Origin of the sequence: Halolamina sediminis (assembly GCF_001282785.1) — an archaeon.
GTDB classification, from domain to species: domain Archaea; phylum Halobacteriota; class Halobacteria; order Halobacteriales; family Haloferacaceae; genus Halolamina; species Halolamina sediminis.
In genome coordinates this window covers 310,016-327,282 of sequence record NZ_CVUA01000001.1, presented here as the reverse complement: position 1 = coordinate 327,282, position 17,267 = coordinate 310,016, and the positions used below count along the sequence as shown (strand labels likewise).

Below are 17,267 nucleotides of genomic sequence, written 5' to 3'. Positions count from 1 at the left end.
CCGATGCGCCAATGATCGGCAGTCTCTCCGCCGCCGGCGTGCTCGCGTCGGCAGTCGCACAGCTGGGCGGCAGCTACCTCCCACAGCTGTTGAACTACCTCGCGAACGGCGTCGTGTTCTCGGCGATCATCGTGCTCGGGGGAATCGGGCTCTCGCTCGTCTACTCGATCGCGAACTTCGCGAACTTCGCCCACGGCGACACGATGACCGTCGGCGCCTACGCCGGCCTCGTCACGCTGGGCGCCATCGGCACCGCCGGGCCGACGCTGTTCGCGCTTCCGCTGGGGTTCTACGCGGCACTGCTTGCGGGTATCGCCGTCGCGGCCGTCGTCGCCGTCGCCACGCACTACCTGATCTACGAGCCGCTGGACGTGGACTCGATCGGCCTGCTCATCACGAGCATCGGCGTGGCGTTCGTCTACCGGGCGCTCGTCCAACTCCGGTTCGGCTCGGGGACGTACGAGTACGGCATCACCGTGCTCCGACCGATCCCCTGGATCGAGGACCTCACGGGCATCACGCTCACCGAACACGAGGTCGCGATCGTGCTGGTCTCGGCCACGCTCGTCGTCGCGCTCCACGTCGTGCTCCAGTACACGACGCTCGGCCGGACGATGCGAGCCACCGCCGACAACGAGGAGCTCGCGAAGGTGTCGGGCATCCGCACCGAGCGCGTCATCACGTCGATGTGGGTGATCGGTGCGGGGCTGGCCGGCGCCGCCGGCGTGTTCCTCGGGCTGTACAACCAGCTCAGCCCCCGAATGGGGTTCAACCTCCTGCTCGTCGTGTTCGCGGCCGTCATCCTCGGCGGGATCGGCAGCGTCTACGGCGCGATGCTCGGCGGGTTCGTCATCGGGATGGTGAACCGACTCACGCCGGTGCTCACGGACGTCGGCATCCCCATCGAACCGGCGTACGCCAACGCGATCGCGTTCGTCATCATGGTGCTCGTGTTGCTCGTTCGCCCGACCGGCATCGCCGGGGAGGAGGTGACGTAGATGGCCGACGAAACACGCTCCGCCTTCGAGGAGAGCGAGGACACGAGACAGGCACAGATCGAGCGGGCGACGAACGCCGTACTCGTGGCGGCGGCGCTCGCGCTGGTCGGCGGCACGCTGGTCGGCCTCGTCTCGCCGTCCTACCTCGTCTTCCTCGTGTCGCTGGCTGCGATGTACGGCCTCCTCAGCCTCGGGCTGAACGTCCAGTGGGGGTACGCCGGCCTCATCAACTTCAGCGTCGCCGCGTTCTTCGGCCTCGGCGCGTACGTGCCCGTGTTGCTGTCGGCGAGCGGGTCGCCGATCACGGACGCGGTACCGCCCATCGTGGGGCTGTTCGCCGCGGTCGTCGTGACAGTGCTGCTCGCGCTCGCGATCGGGATCCCGACGCTGAGCCTGCGCGAGGACTACCTCGCGATCGCCAGCCTCGGCCTCGCGGAGGTCGTGCGGTTGGTGTTCCGGAATCAGGAGAACTGGACCGGCGGGACCAGCGGCGTCGGCGGCGTCCCGCTGTTCTTCGAGGGCGTCCCCGTGCTGGAGACGCTCCCGCGGGACATCGGCACCGTCGACTTGGGGATTTACACCCTCAGCTTCCAGTTCTGGAACGGGCTGCTGAACGCCCTCGTCGTCGGCAGCTTCGTGCTCGTCTCCTACCTCGTGCTGCGGCGGGTCCACCGCTCGCCGTGGGGGCGCGTCCTGCGGACGATCCGCAGCGACGAGGACCTCGCGGAGGCGCTCGGGAAGAACGCGTACGCGTTCCGGATGCAGGCGTTCGTGCTCGGCAGCGTCGTCACGATGCTCGCCGGCGTCTACTACGCGTACTCGAACTACTTCCTCACGCCCGACATCTTCGACCCGATCTACACGTTCTACGCGTGGATCGCGGTGATCCTCGGCGGCAGCGGCTCCAACCGCGGCGCGCTGTTCGGCGGCGTCGTCATCGTCGCCATCATCGAGGGGACGCGGGCCTTCGGCCTCAGCGCGTCGTGGCGGCTGTTCGCGGTCGGCCTGCTGATCATCCTGGTGATGCGGTTCCGGCCGCAGGGCGTGCTGCCGCCCCGCGACGAACTCATCTGGCCGGGCGCTCGCGGGGGTGGGAGCGATGAGTGACCCCGTGCTCCGCACCGAGAACCTCCGGAAATCCTTCGGCGGCCTCACGGCCACCGACGACGTGACGATGGAAGTCGAGCGCGGCACCATCACGGGGATGATCGGCCCCAACGGCGCGGGCAAGTCGACGTTCTTCAACCTCGTGTCGGGGTTCTACGAGCCCGACGGCGGCCGCGTCGTCGTCAACGAGACGGAGACGACGGGGATGGAGCCCCACGAGGTGACCGAACACGGGCTCGTCCGGACGTTCCAGACCCCCCGGAAGCTGGAGGGGATGACCGTCCGGGAGGCGATGCTCGTCGGGCCCCAGAACCAGCTCGGCGAGTCGTTCCTCCCGCTGTTCACCCAGCCCGGGACGGTCGCCGCGGAGGAGCGCCGCAACCTCGAACGCGCCGAGGCGCTGCTGGAGCGCTTCGAGATCGACCACCTCGCCGGCCAGCCCGCGACCGACATCTCGGGCGGCCAGCTGAAGCTCGTCGAGCTCGCGCGGGCGATGCTCGCCGAGCCGGATCTGCTGCTGCTGGACGAGCCGGTCGCGGGCGTGAACCCGACGCTCGCGAACAAGCTCGCCGACATCATCGAGGAGCTCCACGAGGACGGGATCACGTTCCTCATCATCGAGCACGACATGGGGTTCATCATGGATCTCGCGGACCCGATCGTGGTACTCAACCAGGGCGCCGTCCTGATGGAGGGCAGCGCCGAACAGGTCCGCAGCGACGACCGTGTCGTCGAGGCGTACCTCGGGGGTGGGAGCGATGTCTGAGCCCGTCCTCGACGTCGACTCGGTCGACGCCGGCTACGGCGACGTCCAGGTGCTCGACGACCTCTCGATGCATCTCCAGTCGGAGGAGATCGTCTGCCTCGTCGGGCCGAACGGCGCCGGGAAGTCGACCGTCCTGAAGACGGTGTTCGGGCTGTTGACCCCGTGGGAGGGCTCGGTGCGGTTCCGCGGCGAGGAGATCTCCGGCGCCGAGCCCCCGGATCTCGTCCGGCAGGGGATGGGGTACGTCCCGCAGGTCGACAACGTGTTCGGCTCGATGACCGTCGACGAGAACCTCCGCATGGGCGGGGTGTCCCGCGACAGCGGCGTCGAGGAGACGATGGACCAGCTGTACGACCGCTTCGACATCCTCGACGACAAGCGGCGGGCGAAAGCCAGCACGCTCTCGGGCGGCCAGCGGCAGGTGCTGGCGTTCGCCCGTGCACTCATGACCGAGCCGGACGTCCTGCTCATCGACGAGCCCTCGGCCGGGCTCGCGCCGAACATCGTCCAGGACGTGTTCGAGAACGTCCAGACCGTCAACGAGCTGGGGACGGCGATCTTGATGGTCGAACAGAACGCCGTGGAGGGACTGGACATCTCCGACCGCGGCTACGTCCTCGATCAGGGGACCGTGCGGTTCGAGAACGACGCCGACGCGCTGCTTGACAACCCCGAGGTCGGCCAGCTCTACCTCGGCGGCTGACCGCCGGGGCGAAGATACCGACCTCGTGGCGTCGGCGCTCGCTTACTACCGAGTCGGGAAACACAGCCGCTTCGGCGACGACGACAGGCCGCCGGAGATACGGGACCCTCACTGATCGACGACGCAGAGAAAGTGGGTCGGCCAAGATTTGAACTTGGGGCCTGCTCCGTGTGAAGGAGCCGTCATAACCGGACTAGACCACCGACCCTTCACCACGAACAACGCCGAGGGCGGACTTAAGCGTACTGTCTCACTCCTCGCGCTGCTCCCGGAACGCGGTCACCCGTTCGCGGGCGTTTTCGATCGCCTCCCGGGCTTCGCCCTCGGCGCGCTGCTCCAGTTCCTTCAGGTCGGACTGGAGCGTCTCGAGTCGGCTCGGTTCGGGCACTTTCTCCGTGCCCGTGAGCTTCCGAACTCGCTCCTCCAGCGGTTCCAGTTCCTCCTCGACGCCGGCCTTGGCGTGTTCGACTGCCCGACCCAGGTAGTAGCGCGCGTCCTCGAAGTGACTGGCCATGTCTAGTGTTGGGTGTTCGAGGTCGAAAAGCTTTGAGGCCGCCTCAGTACGTCGGCGACTCCTCGGGCACGCCGTCGCGCTGGTTCACGAGCCGCGCGGCGGTGAACAGGTAGTCCGAGAGACGATTCAGGTAGCGGATCGCCTCGGCGTTGACCGCCTCGTCGTCCTGTTCGGCCAGCGCGACCGCGCGGCGTTCCGCGCGACGGGTGACCGCGCGGGCCTGATGGAGGCGCGCGCCGGCGTCGCCGCCGCCGGGGAGGATGAAGGAGGTGAGCGGTTCCAGTTCCTCGTCGGCCTCGTCGATCCAGTCCTCCAGTTGGTCGATATCCTCCGGGCCGATCTGCGGGTCGTCCTCGCCGGTGTCGGGGTTGGCGAACTCCGCCTGCACGACGTGGAGACAGTTCTGGACCTGCTTGAGCTGGTCGTCCACGTCGTCGTACCCCGTCGGGCGCACGCGACCGACGAGCGCGTTGGCCTCGTCGACGGTGCCGTAGGCTTCGATGCGGTGGTCTGTCTTCGAGACGCGTTCGGCGTTGCCGAGGTCGGTCTGGCCCTCGTCGCCCCGGCCGGTGTAGACGGTCACGCGAGGGTCCGCTCCACGTACTCGACGATGTTCGCGCTCTCGGCCATGGTGACGCCGTGGGCCTCGTCGACGAGCACGGGCACCGCGCGCTGATTGCTCACGCGGGCGACCTCGTCGCGCTCGGAGTGGAGCGCGTCGACCCAGACCGTGTCGTACTCGACGCCCGCCGCTTCGAGGGCGTCGTGTGCCTTCTCACACCACGGGCAGCCGTCCAGTGCGTACAGCGTAACGGACATACGTGGGGGTTGGGTGGGATGGGGGAAGTAGCTTGTTACGACGGTGTTCGGTGTGGTTGGTCCGGTTGGGTGTTTTCTGCTTTTTTCGTGATTGACGTCGAACTGGGGACGACGATCGTGACCGTGATCCGAGACCTCGGTGTTTTGACCGCGAACAGCAACAGCAGCTCGGTGCGAGACCACTTGCGACCGCAACCGCCCCGCACAGCCCTCAATCCTCCCCAGCCGATTCGCTCACTTCGTTCGCTCATCCCTCGCGCGCTCGTTCGCCCACGGAGGGGCTCACGTCGCGCGCCGACAGCCACCGCGGTGCGGTGGCGGTGGACGCCTTGCCGGCGCCAATCACGGCGCCGGCGGGGGGAGGGGTGGGGACTCCGTGCTGCGCCGAACCTCGTGTTCGGCGCACTGCGGTCACAAGTGGCCAAGCATCGAGCTGCTGTCGCCGTCGCGGTCGCTGTTCCATGTGCCAACGACCGAGATACCGTTGCTGTCGCGGTCGCAGTCACGTACACACCCCTCGAACCGACCAATTCGACCGTACTCACGGCGTCGATGGAAGAAACGACATCTTCAACACGCCCACGACCGAACTCCACAGCCATGAGCCTCGAAGCCGAACACGAGTGTCCGGACTGTGGGGGAACGCGGACGTTCTGGAAGACCGCGTCGATGAACCTCCACCTCGGGAAGAAGACGAAGTGGCAGTGTGAGGACTGCAACTACGGCTTCATTCAGGTCAACGGGATCAGCACCCAGCAGACCGCATAGCGCGGACCCCGTTTTCTCGGCTCGCTACTCTTCGCCCAGCGCCTGCCACGAGAGTCGCGGGTTCCGTGCGGCGCCCGTCTGGTCGATCCGCCGGGCAGTCGTCCGATTCGGCGCGTCGTGACGCTCTGCCTCGGTCGACCCCAGCGCGTTGTCGAACGCCGCCGCGAGGTCGTCCAGCGACTGCTTGCTCTCGATCTCGGTCGGCTCGGTCAGCATCGCTTCGGGCACCATCTCCGGCCAGTTCGTCGTCGGCGGGTGGACGCCGAAGTCGAGCATCCGTTTGGCCACGTCGGCGGCCGCGGCGTCGCCGGCGGTCGCCGCGAACTCGTGGTGGAACGGTCCGTACGGCACGTCGAGGTCGATCTGCTCGGCGAGGTAGTTCGCATTCAGCACCGACTTCGCGCTGGCGTCGCGTAGGCCCGCGTCGCCCAGCCGGGCGATGTAGGCGTACGCCTTCACGAGCACGAGCCAGTTCCCCTGGAACCCGTGGACGCGCTCGATCGCCTCGTCGGTCTCGGCCAGTTCGTAGCCCGAGTCCGTCTCCTCCACCCGGGGGTTCGGGAGGTACGGTGCGAGTTCCTCGGTGACGCCGACCGGGCCCGCCCCCGGCCCACCGCCGCCGTGGGGCGTCGCGAACGTCTTGTGGACGTTGTAGTGCATGATGTTGAACCCCATGTCCCCGGGCCGCGCACGGCCGAGCAGGGCGTTGAGGTTCGCGCCGTCGTAGTAGAGCAGGCCGCCGGCGTCGTGGACGACGTCCGCGATATCCTCGATGTCGCGCTCGAACAGCCCCACCGTGTTCGGGTTAGTGAGCATCAGCGCCGCCGTGTCCGAAGAGACCGCAGCCTCCAACGCCTCCATGTCGACTCGGCCGTCGTCGCCGGAGGGGAGTTCGACCACGTCGTAGCCAGCCAGCGCCGCCGTCGCGAAGTTCGTCCCGTGGGCGGAACTCGGGATCAGCACCTCGCTGCGGTCCTCGCCGTTCGCGCGGTGGTACGCCCGGGCGATCGCGATCCCGGTGAACTCACCCGCCGCGCCCGCGGGCGGCTGGAGCGTCACGGCGTCCATCCCGCCGATGCGGGCGAGGTAGTCCTGTAGCCCCGCAAGCAGCCCGAGCGTCCCCTGAATCGAGTCGGGCGAGCGGTCGGGGTGGACCGCCGCGTTCGGATCGGCGGCGACGTCCTCGGTCACCGGGGGGTTGTACTTCATCGTACACGAGCCAAGCGGGTACGGCCCCGACTCGATGCTCCAGTTCATCTGGGAGAGCCGGGTGTAGTGCCGCGCCACCTCGGGCTCTTCGGGGTTGGGCAGCGTGAGCTCGTCACGGGTCAGCTCCTCGGGCAGCGCGTCGCCGGGTTCGACGGTGTCGCTGCGCTTCTCGCTCAGCAGCGGCTCGTTCTCGTCGTCGCCGACCGCGTACCTCGCCTGGTCGTACGTTCGTCCCGGCTCGCGGTCGCTCGTCCCGTCCGGTCCGTTTCCGCTCATGCCGCCACCTCCTCGAACGCCGCGACGAGATCGTCCGCCGCGTGGGCGTTCGCGTCGGTAATACAGACCTGCAGGCGGTGATCGCCGATCACGTGGACCGCGAACCCCTCCTCCTGCAGGTCGTCGGCGATCGCCTTCGCGGGCTGGTCGGTGCCGACGACGAACTCGCGGAAGTGGTGACGGTCGTCGACGGGCGCGCGGAGGCCGGTGATCTCGTCGATGTCGTCGGCCAGATCGCGGGCGAGCGTCACACAGTCCTCCGCGAGGCCGACGAGCCCGTCGGCGCCCAGATACGCCGCGTGCATCGCCGCCCGGAGCGCGACCCACGCCTGATTGGTGCAGATGTTCGAGGTGGCGCGCTCCTTGCGGATGTGCTGCTCGCGGGTCTGGAGCGTCAGCGTGTACGCCCGGGTGCCCGATTCGTCCTCGCTGGCGCCGACCAGCCGCCCGGGCACCTGCCGAAGGAACTCCTCCTTGCAGGCGAACAGGCCGAGTCCCATGCCGTAGGCGGCGGGCAGGCCGAGCACGCCGGCCTCGCCGACGACGACGTCGGCGCCGACGCTGGCCGGCTCTTCGAGAATCGACAGCGCGACGGGGTCCGAGCCGAGACAGAACATCGCGTCCGCCTCCTCGGCGATCTCACCGATCTCGGCGAGGTCGGGCTCGATACAGCCCCGGACCGTCGGCGTCTCGGCGTAGACGAACAGCGTCTCTTCGTCGACCGTGTCGGCGAGCGCATCGATGTCGGCGGTTCCCTGCTCGGATGGGTACTCTTCGATCCGGAGCGCTGCGCCGTCGACGTAGTTCGCGAGCACGGAGCGTTTCCCCTCCCGGAGCTGCTCGGGCACGAGCACGACCTCGCCGTCGGCGCTGCGAACGCGCTCGGCGAGCAGCGCGGCCTCGCCCAGCGCGGTCGCGGCGTCGTACATCGAGCAGTTCGCGATCCCCAGCCCGGTGAGCTCCACGAGCATCGACTGGTACTCGAACAGCGCCTGCAGGAACCCCTGCGTGATCTCGGGCTGGTACTGCGTGTAGGACGTGAGGAACTCCGAGCGCTGCGAGAGGCTGTCGACGACGCTCGGCACGTAGTGCTCGTAGTGCCCGCGACCGAGGAACTCAGTCAGGTCGTCGTTCTCCGCCAGCAGCCCCGAGAGCTCCCGGCGAAGCGCCTGCTCGCTCCGCGCGTCGATGCCGAACTCGCCGTCGAACGCGACGGGCTCGGGGATGTCGAACAGTTCGGCCTCGTCGTCGGCGCCGACGGCGTCGAGCATCGCCGCCGTCTCGGCGTCGGTGTGAGGGGCGTACGGACTCCCGCTCATCGTCTCCCTCCGTGGTGAGAACTGCCGTTGCTCATGGTCGAAACCGTGGTCCCTCGGGGACAAAGACGTGCCGACTCCGGCGCGTGACTGGGGGTGCCTGTACAGGGTCGTGGTGACTGGGGACGGCTCAGCTCCCGATGCTCTCTCCCGACTCGAAGCTCGCGACGTTCACGGCGACGAACAGCGCCAACAGCACGGCGCCGCCAACGCCGAAGACGAGCGCGGTGGTGCGTTGCTGGGCGGGCGTGAGGTCGAACCGACCAGCCGCCCACGGGGTCGCGACGGCCCCCGAGAGAAGCAGGAACAGGCCCGAACCGCCCAGCCACACGCCAGCCAGCGGCGACGCGCCGACCACGGGCACGCCGTAGCCGAGCAGGGAAACGCCGAGGGCGGCGACGACGACGGGGAGGAACCCGATCGATTGCTGGCTGGATCTGGTCACGACTGTTCTCTCTGTCGCTCGGGTGTAGCTATTGCGGGGCGTTGAGGACCCGAAGAAAACGGTGCTGCCGGCGGCTCAGGCGATCTGCGCTTCGTACTCTTCGGCGTCCATCAGCTCCTCGAACTCCGACTCGTCGCTGGGCTCGACTTCGAGCAGCCAGCCGTCGCCGTAGGGGTCCTCGTTGACCAGTTCGGGCTGGTCGTGGAGCGCCTCGTTCACGGCGACGACCTCGCCCGAAACCGGGGCGTAGAGGTCCGACACCGCCTTGATCGACTCGACGACGCCGAACGCCTCGTCGTGGCTGATCTCCTCGCCCTCGTCGGGCAGTTCCACGAACACCACGTCGCCGAGTTCGTCCTGCGCGAAGTCGGAGATGCCGATTCGGGTGGGCTCGTCGGTGGTGACCCACTCGTGCGATGCGAGGTAGTTCCGGTCGTCGGGTACGTCGAAGCTCATTGGTCGATGAAGGGGGGTGTGGTGACTGCCGCTCGTTTCTCCTCGCCGCGGATCACGACGTGGAGTTCGGTGCCGTCCTCAGCCAGCTCGGTCGGGAGGTAGCCCAGCGCGATCGGCTCGCCCAGCGTGGGGCTCATCGTCCCGCTGGTGACCTCGCCGACGGGCTCGCCGTCGTGGGTGATCTCGTAGCCGTGGCGGGCGACGCCGCGCTCCTGCAGCGTGAGCCCGGTGAACGTCACCGCGACGCCGGCCTCCTGCTGGGTCGCCAGCGCGTCCCGGCCGACGAACTCGGTGTCGAGGTCGACGGTGAAGCCGATGCCGGCCTCGTACGGGGTTCGGGGGTTCTCCTCGGGGTGGAAATCCTGCCCGGAGAGCAGCAGGCCGGCCTCCATCCGGAGGGTGTCCCGCGCGCCGAGCCCGCAGGGCTGGCAGTCGAACGCCGCCCAGACCGTCTCGGCGTCGTCGGTCGAACAGAGGATCTCCACGCCGTCCTCGCCAGTGTAGCCCGTGCGGGCCACCAGACAGTCGACGCCGGCGACGGTCGCCTCCGTCGCCGTGAACCGCGAGAGGTCGGCGATCGCGTCGCTCTCCTCGGCCAGTGGAGCGCCGACGGTGTCGACTGCGTCCGCGGTGAGCCCGATCGCGTCCGGACCCTGTACTGCGAACATCGCCCAGTCCGCGGTCTCGTTCTCGACCGTGGCGTCGAGTTCGTGCTCGTCGCGGTAGTCGACCCACCGCTTCTCGGCCGCCTCATCGTGGCCGGCGTTGGGGACGAACAGGTAGTCGCCGTCGGGCAGGCGGTAGATCATCGTGTCGTCCTGGATGATCCCCGACTCGTCCGTGATGCAGGTGTACTGGGCGTCGCCCGCCCCCATCGCGGAGACGTCGTTGGTCGTGAGCCGTTGCATCAGGGTCTCGGCGTCGGGGCCCTCGACGCGAATCTCCCCCATGTGGGAGACGTCGAAGATCCCGGCGGCCTCCCGGACGGCGGCGTGTTCGTCCCGGATGGAGTCGAACTCCACGGGCATCTCCCAGCCGCCGAAGTCGGTGAACCCCGCGCCGCGGTCCTCGTGGACCCCGTACAGCGGTGGTCGCCGTGTGGCCATAGAGGCAGTGCCGGTGGCGGGAAGTAATGTCTTGCCATCCGCCCCCTGCGGTCACAAAGGCTAACTACGATACGGTTCAGCAATCCCGTGTGCCAGCGCTGGTCGAACTGTTCCGGGTCGGGCAGATCATCGTGCTGTCGGCGACGCTGCCGTTCGCGATCGTCGCCGCGCGCGGCTTCCGCGGGACGCCGTTCGGGCGGGTCGTCCGCCCACTCGTCCCGATCACCGTCGCGTACCTCGCGATCGCGACGACGAAGCTGGTGGCCCCCGCCGCGGCGACCACCGCCAGCCGCGCCTTCGGCACGCTCGCCGTCGTCCTGATGGCGTGGACCGCCGCGCAAGCGATCCTGCTCCTGAGCGGACGGAGGGCATTATGAGCAGCCACCTCCTGCTGACGGTCCAGACCGCCGTCCTAGTCACGATCTCGCTGGCGATCCTCTACCCGGTCGTCGCCTACTCCCGCTCGGTGCTGCACACCGAGGCGATCGTGGCGCTGGCGGCATCGACGCTTGTGTTCACCGTCGGCTCGCTAGTCGAACAGGCGCTCGGACGCCCGGTCGTCGCCGAGGGGATCTACCTCCTCTCGGGGATCGTGCTCGGGCTGGCCGTCTGGCTGTTCGCACGGGAGTTCGTCCGCCCCGGAGAGACCGCGTTCGGGGCGGACGACGACCCGGCGCAGGGGCCTCCGTCAGAGTTCACCGACGTTCGATCAGACGCGGCCGAGGGCGGGTTCGCGGGTGCCACGGAGGAGGACGATGGCGAGTAGCGAGTACGACAGCCCCGCCGGCCCGAGGCTCGATATCGCCCCCGGCGAGGCGGCGTTAGCCCGGCTCTCGGGCCGGACGTCGGCGGTCGAGCGCCTCCCACAGGACGTCTACGAGAACCTCCTCGTCGTCACCGTCGACGCGCCGGAACGGATCGAAAAGGCGGTCAGAAACGGCGGCGGCGACCCCGCGAACGTGGGGATCGTCCCGGTGTCCGCGTCGCCGGTGCGTTACGACGGCACCTGCTGGATCGCCGATCGAGTGTCACCGTCGGATCTGACGGGGATCAGCATCCAGTTTTCCCGCGGCGAGCGCTACCTCCGCGAGGGGTCGGGCTGGGTCGTCGTCGACGGGCTGGGGACGCTGCTGATGTACAACGAGGAAGGGAAGCTCTACCGCTTGTTCTCCCACCTGATCAGCCGTGCTCGGGAGCGACAGCTCCGGCACGTCACCGGCGTCGACCCCGACGTACTCACCTCGGAGACGCTCGCGCGCTTCCAGGGGCTCCACGACCGATCGATCGAGATCGAGTGATCGGCGGAACCGCGCCGACGGCGGGCTCTCGGCCCGTTCCAAGAGGTTTATACCGTTCACCCGGGAATCCGCAGGTATGGCGAAAGAGCAGAAGCAGGTGCGTGAACTGCAGGAGGGGAGCTACGTGATGATGGACGAGGCCCCCTGCGAGATCAACCACTACAGCACTGCCAAGCCGGGGAAACACGGCAGCGCGAAAGCCCGCGTCGAGGGCGAGGGCGTGTTCGACGGGAAGAAGCGGAGCCTCTCCCAGCCCGTCGACGCGAAGATCTGGGTCCCGATCGTCGAGCGCAAGGGCGGCCAGGTCGTCTCCGTCGACGGGGACGACGCCCAGATCATGGACCTCGACACCTACGAGACGTTCACGATGCGCGTCCCCGAGGACGAGGAGCTCAGCCCGGACGACGAGATCGAGTACCTCGAGTACGAGGGCCAGCGGAAGATCGTGTGATGGGGTTTCCCGGCGCCGTCGCCGAGCGCGAGCACGCCGACTACGCGATCGTCGGCGCGCCGCTCGACGTCTCGACGACGTTCCAGCCGGGAGCCCGGTTCGGCCCGGAACAGATCCGGCGGTTCGCCGCGTCCTACGACGACTACGACCGCCGCACCGACCAGCAGTTCTCCGAGGTGGGCGTCCACGACGCCGGCGACGTGCGGGCGTGGGACGACGCCCCCGAGTACCTCGACTTCCTCGGCGGCAGCCTCGCCGATCTCGTTCGCGACGACGTGACGCCGCTGCTGCTTGGCGGCGAGCACACCGTCACCGCCGCGGGCGTCCGCGCGACGGACCCCGATACCCTGGTCGTCCTCGACGCCCACCTCGACCTCCGGGAGGCGTACGACGGCAACCCGTGGAGCCACGCCGCCGTCACGCGACGCGCACTCGACGGCGACCCCGAGGGCGAACCGCTCTCGACCGTCTCGGGGACCGCCGACCGTGCGGTGATCCTCGGCGCTCGCACCGGTTCGGAAGCCGAGTGGGAACGCGCCGAGCGCGACGACGTGACGGTCGTCCCCCCCGAAGACGTGAGCGACTGGACCCCCGACTTCGACGACGAGTCGGTGTACCTCTCGGTCGATATCGACGGCGCGGATCCTTCCGTCGCGCCCGGAACGGGGACGATGGAGCCGTTCGGCCTCGCCGCGCGGGAGATGCGCGACGTGGTTCGAGAGGTCGCGCCGTACGCGATCGGCTTCGACGCCGTCGAGGTGAACGACCGGGACGACGGGCAGGCCGCCGCGCTGGCGGGGAAGCTGCTCAAGGAGTTCGTGTTCGCCCACGCCGACGACTGAGCTAGCTACCCAACGCTACCTTCTCGACTGCGCCGATCACTGCGTAGAGCACCACACAGCCGGGCCAGAGGAGGAGGTAGAAGCCGAACGCGGTCGGATCAACAGGTGTCGCTCCGGAGGCGACGACTCGGTACGTCCCGAAGGCGGAACCGACGAGCAGGAACACTGAGATGGCTCCCGGTGCACGCAGGCCGTACCGCGCGTAGAGCACTGCCGGCACGAACCCGAGTGCGAACATCCCGCCGACGAGGTAGAACACGTACAGCGGCTCGGTACCGACGGAGGCCAGCAGATCCTCGAAATCGAAGAGCGACCACAGCAGGAACGACAGCAGGGCGTGGCCGCCTCCCACTGCGAGGCTCGACGAGAGCGGTCGTTCGTCGACGTACTCACGGAGGGTATTCGGGGACACGCGTGCCACGTACCGTGTGGGAAATAAATCCTTTCTGGGGAGATCAGCAGCGGACTGGACCGCTCGGTGCGGTAGCCGGCTCACCGCAACCGAACTGAACCCCCGTTTCAACCGACCCCGAAAGACGGACCAACGAAGCGAACGTGACGCCTTGTGCCTCTCCGTTGCTCGTGACCGAACGGGCGTAGAGTGGAGGTCACGTCGAATTAACACGACCCCGACCACTAAGTCCTCGGCCGCCCCCTCCCGAACTGAATGCGCGTCACCCTCCTCGGCACCGGCGACACCACCGGCACCCCGACGGTCGGCTGTGACTGTGCCACCTGCGAGCGCGCCCGGGAACGCGGCGTCGAGCGCTCGCGGTTCTCGGTCCACGTCGAGAACGAGCGCACTGGCGACTGTCTGCTGATCGACGCCTCGCCCGACTTCCGCCATCAGTTCGCCGAAACCGGCGCCGACCTCCCTGACGCGGCCGTCGTCACCCACATCCACTTCGACCACCTCGACGGATTGGGCAACTTCTACCGCCTGCTCGACGACCTGCCCGTCCACGCCGCGAGTGAGGTCGACCCGTTCACCGGCGAGAGCGTCGCCGACTCGGTCCGGGAGCGCTACGACTACCTCGACGTCGTGGAGGTCTTCGGGCAGGAACCTCTGACGACCTTCTCGGTCTGCGGCTTCGAACTCACGCTCGTCCCCGTCGAACACCCGCCGATGGCGTGCTACGGGCTGGCCGTCGAGGACCCCGAAACCGGCGCGAAGCTCTCGCTGTCGGGCGACACGAGCTACGATATCTCCGAGGCGAGCCGCGACGCGCTCCGGGACCCGGACCTCCTGCTGGCCGACGCGATCGTCCCGGCGTCGCTGGCGCCGAAACACCCCATGGGTGGCTCGGACATCGTGGACGACGTGCCGATGACGTTCGGCACGAAACACATGACCCGCGAGGGGGCGATCCGGCTGGGCGAGGACCTGAACGCGAGCGAAACGCGGCTGGTCCACCTCGCACACTACTACCCGCCCGAGGAGGCGTTCGAGGAGCCGCTGGCCGTCGACGGCGAGGTGTACGAGCTCTAGAACCGATCGAGCCCGGCCTGCTCGCGTCCGACGCCTTCCGGGTTCTGGACCCACGCGCTCCGTTCTTCCCGGCGTCCTTCTGGATCTCCGTTCGACACCTCCCCGGGCTCGTACCCCGGGCAGTCGCTCCCGCAGTCCATCGACGGTGCGACCGGGCGGTCGTGGAACGAACAGTGGGGAACGCTCGCATCTGTCGCCGAGCAGCGCGTACAGCCCGGGAACGACTCGGGGCGCCACCCCTTCCCCCACGCGCGCTCGGCGATCCGGCGACGCTGGCGGGCTTTCGCGTCGGCATCGACGATCGCCACGTCGGTCCGCAGCGGCTCCTCGGCGCGAAGTTCGACCCCCAGCTCCTCGACGGGGAGCGACGACGCCTCGCGGACGGCTTCACGCTCCCCGGTCTCGGGGTCGAACCGCCAGACGCCGACCGGGTCGGGGATACGGTTCAGGTGGGCGCCGGTGACGTAGCTCTCGGTCGCGAGCCACACCTCGTCGAACAGCGCCAGTGCGGTGTCGAACCGCAGTTGGAACTCGAGATCGCCCGGGCGGCCGAGGTCGGGCTTGTTCTCGATCCCGACGAGTCGGTCGACCCAGTCGGGGTAGCGGGCAGTCTGCCGGACGTACGTGCGGCCGCCCCGGCGATCGCGCTCGAAGAAGCCCAGTTCGGCGGCGCGCTCGGCGACGGCCGCCGCGCGTTCGGGGCCACAGTCGAGCGCGTCGGTGACGGGCACCGCCTCGCCGGCGCCGACGGCGCCCTCGATGGCGAGCGGGGGGATTGTCTCGCTGGTGACGGCCGCGCGGTCCGTCACCGCCTCGGTGGGGACGACGCCGACCACGTCCATCACGCGGGCGCCGGGTTCCTCGACGGCGGCGCCCAGTTGGCGGGCGACGATCCAGTCGGTCGCGGCTTCGAGGCGGGCCGACAGCGCGAGTTCGAACGCGACCTCCACGGGCGGCCGTGGGTGGCCGGCGGACAAAAGCGCGTCTCTCCCGCCGACGCGGCCGCCGCGAGGCCCGGAGAACAGCACCTTTATCAGTCGCTCGGGGCGAATTTAGAGTAGAATTCCTCTCAGGAGGTCACATGGTGACGGAGAACTCAACACAACCGGAGGTGAACATCGGACTGGTCGGTCACGTCGACCACGGGAAGACCACGCTCGTGCAGGCGCTGAGTGGTTCGTGGACCGACAAGCACAGCGAGGAGATGAAACGCGGGATCTCCATCCGACTGGGGTACGCCGACGCGACGCTGCGTCGGTGCCCCGAGGAGGAGGAGCCCGAGTGCTACACGGTCGAGGAGCACTGCGACGAGCACGACGTCGACACCGAGGTCGTCCGCGACGTGTCGTTCGTCGACGCCCCGGGTCACGAGACCCTGATGGCGACGATGCTCGCCGGCGCGGCGATCATGGACGGCGCGGTGCTCGTCGTGAGCGCCACCGAGGACGTGCCCCAGGCCCAGACCGAGGAGCACCTCATGGCGCTGGACATCATCGGCATCGAGAACGTCGTCATCGCCCAGAACAAGGTCGACCTGGTCGACGGCGAACGGGCGCGAGAGAACTACCGGCAGATCCAGGAGTTCGTCGAGGGGACCGTCGCCGAAGACGCGCCGGTCGTCCCGATCAGCGCCCAGCAGGAGGTCAACATCGACCTGCTGATCGACGCGATCGAGCGGGAGATCCCCACGCCCGAGCGCGACCCCACCGCGGACTCCCGGATGTTCGTGGCACGGAGCTTCGACATCAACAAGCCGGGGACGACCGCCGACTCGCTGCTCGGCGGCGTCGTCGGCGGCTCGCTCGCCCAGGGGACCCTGAGCGAGGACGACGAGATCGAACTCCGCCCCGGCCGGGAGGTCGAGGAGGGCGGCGAGAGCGAGTGGCGGCCCATGACCACCACCGTGCGCTCGATTCAGGCCGGTGGCAACCCCGTCGAGGAGGCGACGCCGGGCGGGCTGCTCGGCGTCGGCACCGGACTGGACCCCTCCTACACGAAGGGCGACGCGCTCGCGGGGCAGGTCGCCGGCGAACCCGGCACGCTCCCCCCAACCGTCGAGGGGTTCGAGATGGACGTGGAGCTGCTCGAGCGCGTCGTCGGCGAGGACGAGGAGGAGGTCGAGGAGATCTCGACGGGCGAGCCGCTGATGCTCACCGTCGGCACCGCCACCACCGTCGGCGCCGTCACCAGCGCCCGCGGCGGCGAGTGTGAAGTGTCGCTCAAGCGCCCCGTCTGTGCGGAGGCCGGGGCGAAGATCGCGATCAACCGCCGCGTGGGCGCGCGCTGGCGGCTCATCGGCATCGGCACCCTGAAGGAATGAGGACGACGGCGGTGCTCGACACCAACGCCCTGATGATGCCGGTCGAACTCGACGTGCGCGTGTTCGACGAGCTCGACCGGCTGCTCGGGGCGTACGACGCTGTCACCCCCCGAGCGGTCGTCGCGGAGCTGGAGAAACTCCGCGACGGCAACGGGGAGGCGGGCACCGCCGCCGCGGTCGGCCGCGATCTGGCCGACCGCTGTCGGATCGTGGAGACGGAGGAACCGTACGCCGACGACGCCGTCATCGCGGCCGCGAAAGCGGCCGACGGCGACGTGTACGCGGTGACCAACGACCGCCCGCTTCGCGACCGCCTGCTCGATGCGGGCGTTGACGTAATCGGTTTAAGGGGGCGGAACACACTGGAGATAACTGAAACCTAGC

The 17,267-nt window shown here is 68.8% G+C and carries 23 protein-coding genes and 1 tRNA gene; 13 read left to right on the top strand and 11 right to left on the bottom strand.

Going from position 1 to position 17,267, the window contains the following annotated elements; all coding sequences use genetic code 11:
* Nucleotides 1–11 precede the first annotated feature (11 nt).
* The 4 genes from BN1959_RS01720 to BN1959_RS01705 are packed head-to-tail and all read left to right on the top strand — an operon-like array spanning nt 12 to nt 3,574.
* On the top strand, nt 12–998 hold the full coding sequence (locus BN1959_RS01720; RefSeq protein ID WP_079978579.1) for a branched-chain amino acid ABC transporter permease: 987 nt from the start codon (nt 12–14) through the stop codon (nt 996–998).
* Nucleotides 999–2,105, top strand: coding sequence for a branched-chain amino acid ABC transporter permease (locus BN1959_RS01715; RefSeq protein WP_079978578.1), 1,107 nt, complete (start codon nt 999–1,001; stop codon nt 2,103–2,105).
* The gene (locus BN1959_RS01710; protein ID WP_053947000.1) at nt 2,098–2,871 is read left to right on the top strand and encodes an ABC transporter ATP-binding protein; all 774 of its coding nucleotides are present in this window, start codon (nt 2,098–2,100) and stop codon (nt 2,869–2,871) included. Before BN1959_RS01715 ends, BN1959_RS01710 begins: the two co-directional genes overlap by 8 nt.
* Nucleotides 2,864–3,574, top strand: coding sequence for an ABC transporter ATP-binding protein (locus BN1959_RS01705; RefSeq protein ID WP_053946999.1), 711 nt, complete (start codon nt 2,864–2,866; stop codon nt 3,572–3,574). The genes BN1959_RS01710 and BN1959_RS01705 overlap by 8 nt, the downstream gene beginning before the upstream one ends.
* A 133-nt stretch (nt 3,575–3,707) precedes the next feature.
* Here the strand turns inward: BN1959_RS01705 and BN1959_RS01700 are convergent.
* From BN1959_RS01700 to BN1959_RS01685, 4 genes are all read right to left on the bottom strand, one after another.
* Nucleotides 3,708–3,782, bottom strand: a tRNA-Val gene (locus tag BN1959_RS01700).
* Nucleotides 3,783–3,824: 42 nt separating this feature from the next.
* On the bottom strand, nt 3,825–4,088 hold the full coding sequence (locus BN1959_RS01695) for a DUF7553 family protein (RefSeq protein ID WP_053946998.1): 264 nt from the start codon (nt 4,086–4,088) through the stop codon (nt 3,825–3,827).
* Between the two features lie 43 nt (nt 4,089–4,131).
* Nucleotides 4,132–4,671 carry a cob(I)yrinic acid a,c-diamide adenosyltransferase gene (locus BN1959_RS01690; protein ID WP_053946997.1) on the bottom strand — a complete coding sequence of 180 codons (540 nt, stop codon included), beginning with the start codon at nt 4,669–4,671 and terminating at the stop codon, nt 4,132–4,134.
* Entirely contained in the window at nt 4,668–4,907 is a 240-nt protein-coding gene (locus tag BN1959_RS01685) for a glutaredoxin family protein (protein ID WP_053946996.1), read from the bottom strand. Before BN1959_RS01685 ends, BN1959_RS01690 begins: the two co-directional genes overlap by 4 nt.
* A gap of 600 nt (nt 4,908–5,507) precedes the next feature.
* On the opposite strand from BN1959_RS01685, the gene BN1959_RS14960 reads away from it, so the two are divergent.
* Nucleotides 5,508–5,675, top strand: coding sequence for a DUF7838 family putative zinc beta-ribbon protein (locus BN1959_RS14960; protein WP_202594631.1), 168 nt, complete (start codon nt 5,508–5,510; stop codon nt 5,673–5,675).
* Between the two features lie 24 nt (nt 5,676–5,699).
* Here BN1959_RS14960 and gcvPB read toward each other — a convergent pair whose 3' ends face one another.
* The 5 genes from gcvPB to gcvT form a co-directional block, all read right to left on the bottom strand.
* The gene (gene gcvPB / locus BN1959_RS01680; RefSeq protein WP_053946995.1) at nt 5,700–7,160 is read right to left on the bottom strand and encodes an aminomethyl-transferring glycine dehydrogenase subunit GcvPB; all 1,461 of its coding nucleotides are present in this window, start codon (nt 7,158–7,160) and stop codon (nt 5,700–5,702) included.
* Entirely contained in the window at nt 7,157–8,479 is a 1,323-nt protein-coding gene (gcvPA, locus tag BN1959_RS01675) for an aminomethyl-transferring glycine dehydrogenase subunit GcvPA (protein WP_053946994.1), read from the bottom strand. The genes gcvPB and gcvPA overlap by 4 nt, the downstream gene beginning before the upstream one ends.
* 127 nt (nt 8,480–8,606) lie before the next feature.
* Nucleotides 8,607–8,921: a hypothetical protein gene (locus tag BN1959_RS01670; protein WP_053946993.1), complete on the bottom strand. Its 315-nt coding sequence runs from the start codon at nt 8,919–8,921 to the stop codon at nt 8,607–8,609.
* A 75-nt stretch (nt 8,922–8,996) separates the two neighbouring features.
* Entirely contained in the window at nt 8,997–9,377 is a 381-nt protein-coding gene (gene gcvH, locus BN1959_RS01665) for a glycine cleavage system protein GcvH (RefSeq protein WP_053946992.1), read from the bottom strand.
* A complete protein-coding gene (gene gcvT, locus BN1959_RS01660; protein WP_053946991.1) occupies nt 9,374–10,483 on the bottom strand; it encodes a glycine cleavage system aminomethyltransferase GcvT in 1,110 nt (369 codons plus the stop codon). The genes gcvH and gcvT overlap by 4 nt, the downstream gene beginning before the upstream one ends.
* An 89-nt stretch (nt 10,484–10,572) precedes the next feature.
* Between gcvT and BN1959_RS01655 the strand changes: the two genes are divergently transcribed.
* From BN1959_RS01655 to BN1959_RS01635, 5 genes are all read left to right on the top strand, one after another.
* Entirely contained in the window at nt 10,573–10,860 is a 288-nt protein-coding gene (locus BN1959_RS01655) for a hypothetical protein (RefSeq protein ID WP_053946990.1), read from the top strand.
* Nucleotides 10,857–11,249 carry a hypothetical protein gene (locus BN1959_RS01650; RefSeq protein WP_053946989.1) on the top strand — a complete coding sequence of 131 codons (393 nt, stop codon included), beginning with the start codon at nt 10,857–10,859 and terminating at the stop codon, nt 11,247–11,249. The genes BN1959_RS01655 and BN1959_RS01650 overlap by 4 nt, the downstream gene beginning before the upstream one ends.
* On the top strand, nt 11,239–11,781 hold the full coding sequence (locus BN1959_RS01645) for a DUF7504 family protein (RefSeq protein ID WP_053946988.1): 543 nt from the start codon (nt 11,239–11,241) through the stop codon (nt 11,779–11,781). The genes BN1959_RS01650 and BN1959_RS01645 overlap by 11 nt, the downstream gene beginning before the upstream one ends.
* Nucleotides 11,782–11,857: 76 nt before the next feature.
* Nucleotides 11,858–12,232, top strand: coding sequence for a translation initiation factor IF-5A (locus tag BN1959_RS01640; RefSeq protein ID WP_053946987.1), 375 nt, complete (start codon nt 11,858–11,860; stop codon nt 12,230–12,232).
* The gene (locus BN1959_RS01635; RefSeq protein WP_053946986.1) at nt 12,232–13,074 is read left to right on the top strand and encodes an arginase family protein; all 843 of its coding nucleotides are present in this window, start codon (nt 12,232–12,234) and stop codon (nt 13,072–13,074) included. Before BN1959_RS01640 ends, BN1959_RS01635 begins: the two co-directional genes overlap by 1 nt.
* Before the next feature lies 1 nt (nt 13,075).
* On the opposite strand, the gene BN1959_RS15185 is transcribed toward BN1959_RS01635, so the two are convergent.
* Nucleotides 13,076–13,486: a hypothetical protein gene (locus BN1959_RS15185; protein WP_237560294.1), complete on the bottom strand. Its 411-nt coding sequence runs from the start codon at nt 13,484–13,486 to the stop codon at nt 13,076–13,078.
* Between the two features lie 255 nt (nt 13,487–13,741).
* Between BN1959_RS15185 and BN1959_RS01625 the strand changes: the two genes are divergently transcribed.
* Complete coding sequence (locus tag BN1959_RS01625; RefSeq protein ID WP_053946985.1) at nt 13,742–14,563, top strand: MBL fold metallo-hydrolase; 822 nt, start codon at nt 13,742–13,744, stop codon at nt 14,561–14,563.
* Here the strand turns inward: BN1959_RS01625 and BN1959_RS01620 are convergent.
* Nucleotides 14,560–15,513, bottom strand: a complete 954-nt coding sequence (locus tag BN1959_RS01620) for a DUF5787 family protein (RefSeq protein ID WP_053946984.1) — start codon at nt 15,511–15,513, stop codon at nt 14,560–14,562. The genes BN1959_RS01625 and BN1959_RS01620 overlap by 4 nt on opposite strands.
* A 131-nt stretch (nt 15,514–15,644) precedes the next feature.
* Between BN1959_RS01620 and BN1959_RS01615 the strand changes: the two genes are divergently transcribed.
* Nucleotides 15,645–16,883 (top strand): translation initiation factor IF-2 subunit gamma, encoded by a 1,239-nt coding sequence (locus BN1959_RS01615; protein ID WP_053946983.1) that lies wholly within the window; start codon nt 15,645–15,647, stop codon nt 16,881–16,883.
* A complete protein-coding gene (locus BN1959_RS01610) occupies nt 16,880–17,266 on the top strand; it encodes a twitching motility protein PilT (protein ID WP_053946982.1) in 387 nt (128 codons plus the stop codon). The genes BN1959_RS01615 and BN1959_RS01610 overlap by 4 nt, the downstream gene beginning before the upstream one ends.
* Nucleotide 17,267 lies beyond the last annotated feature (1 nt).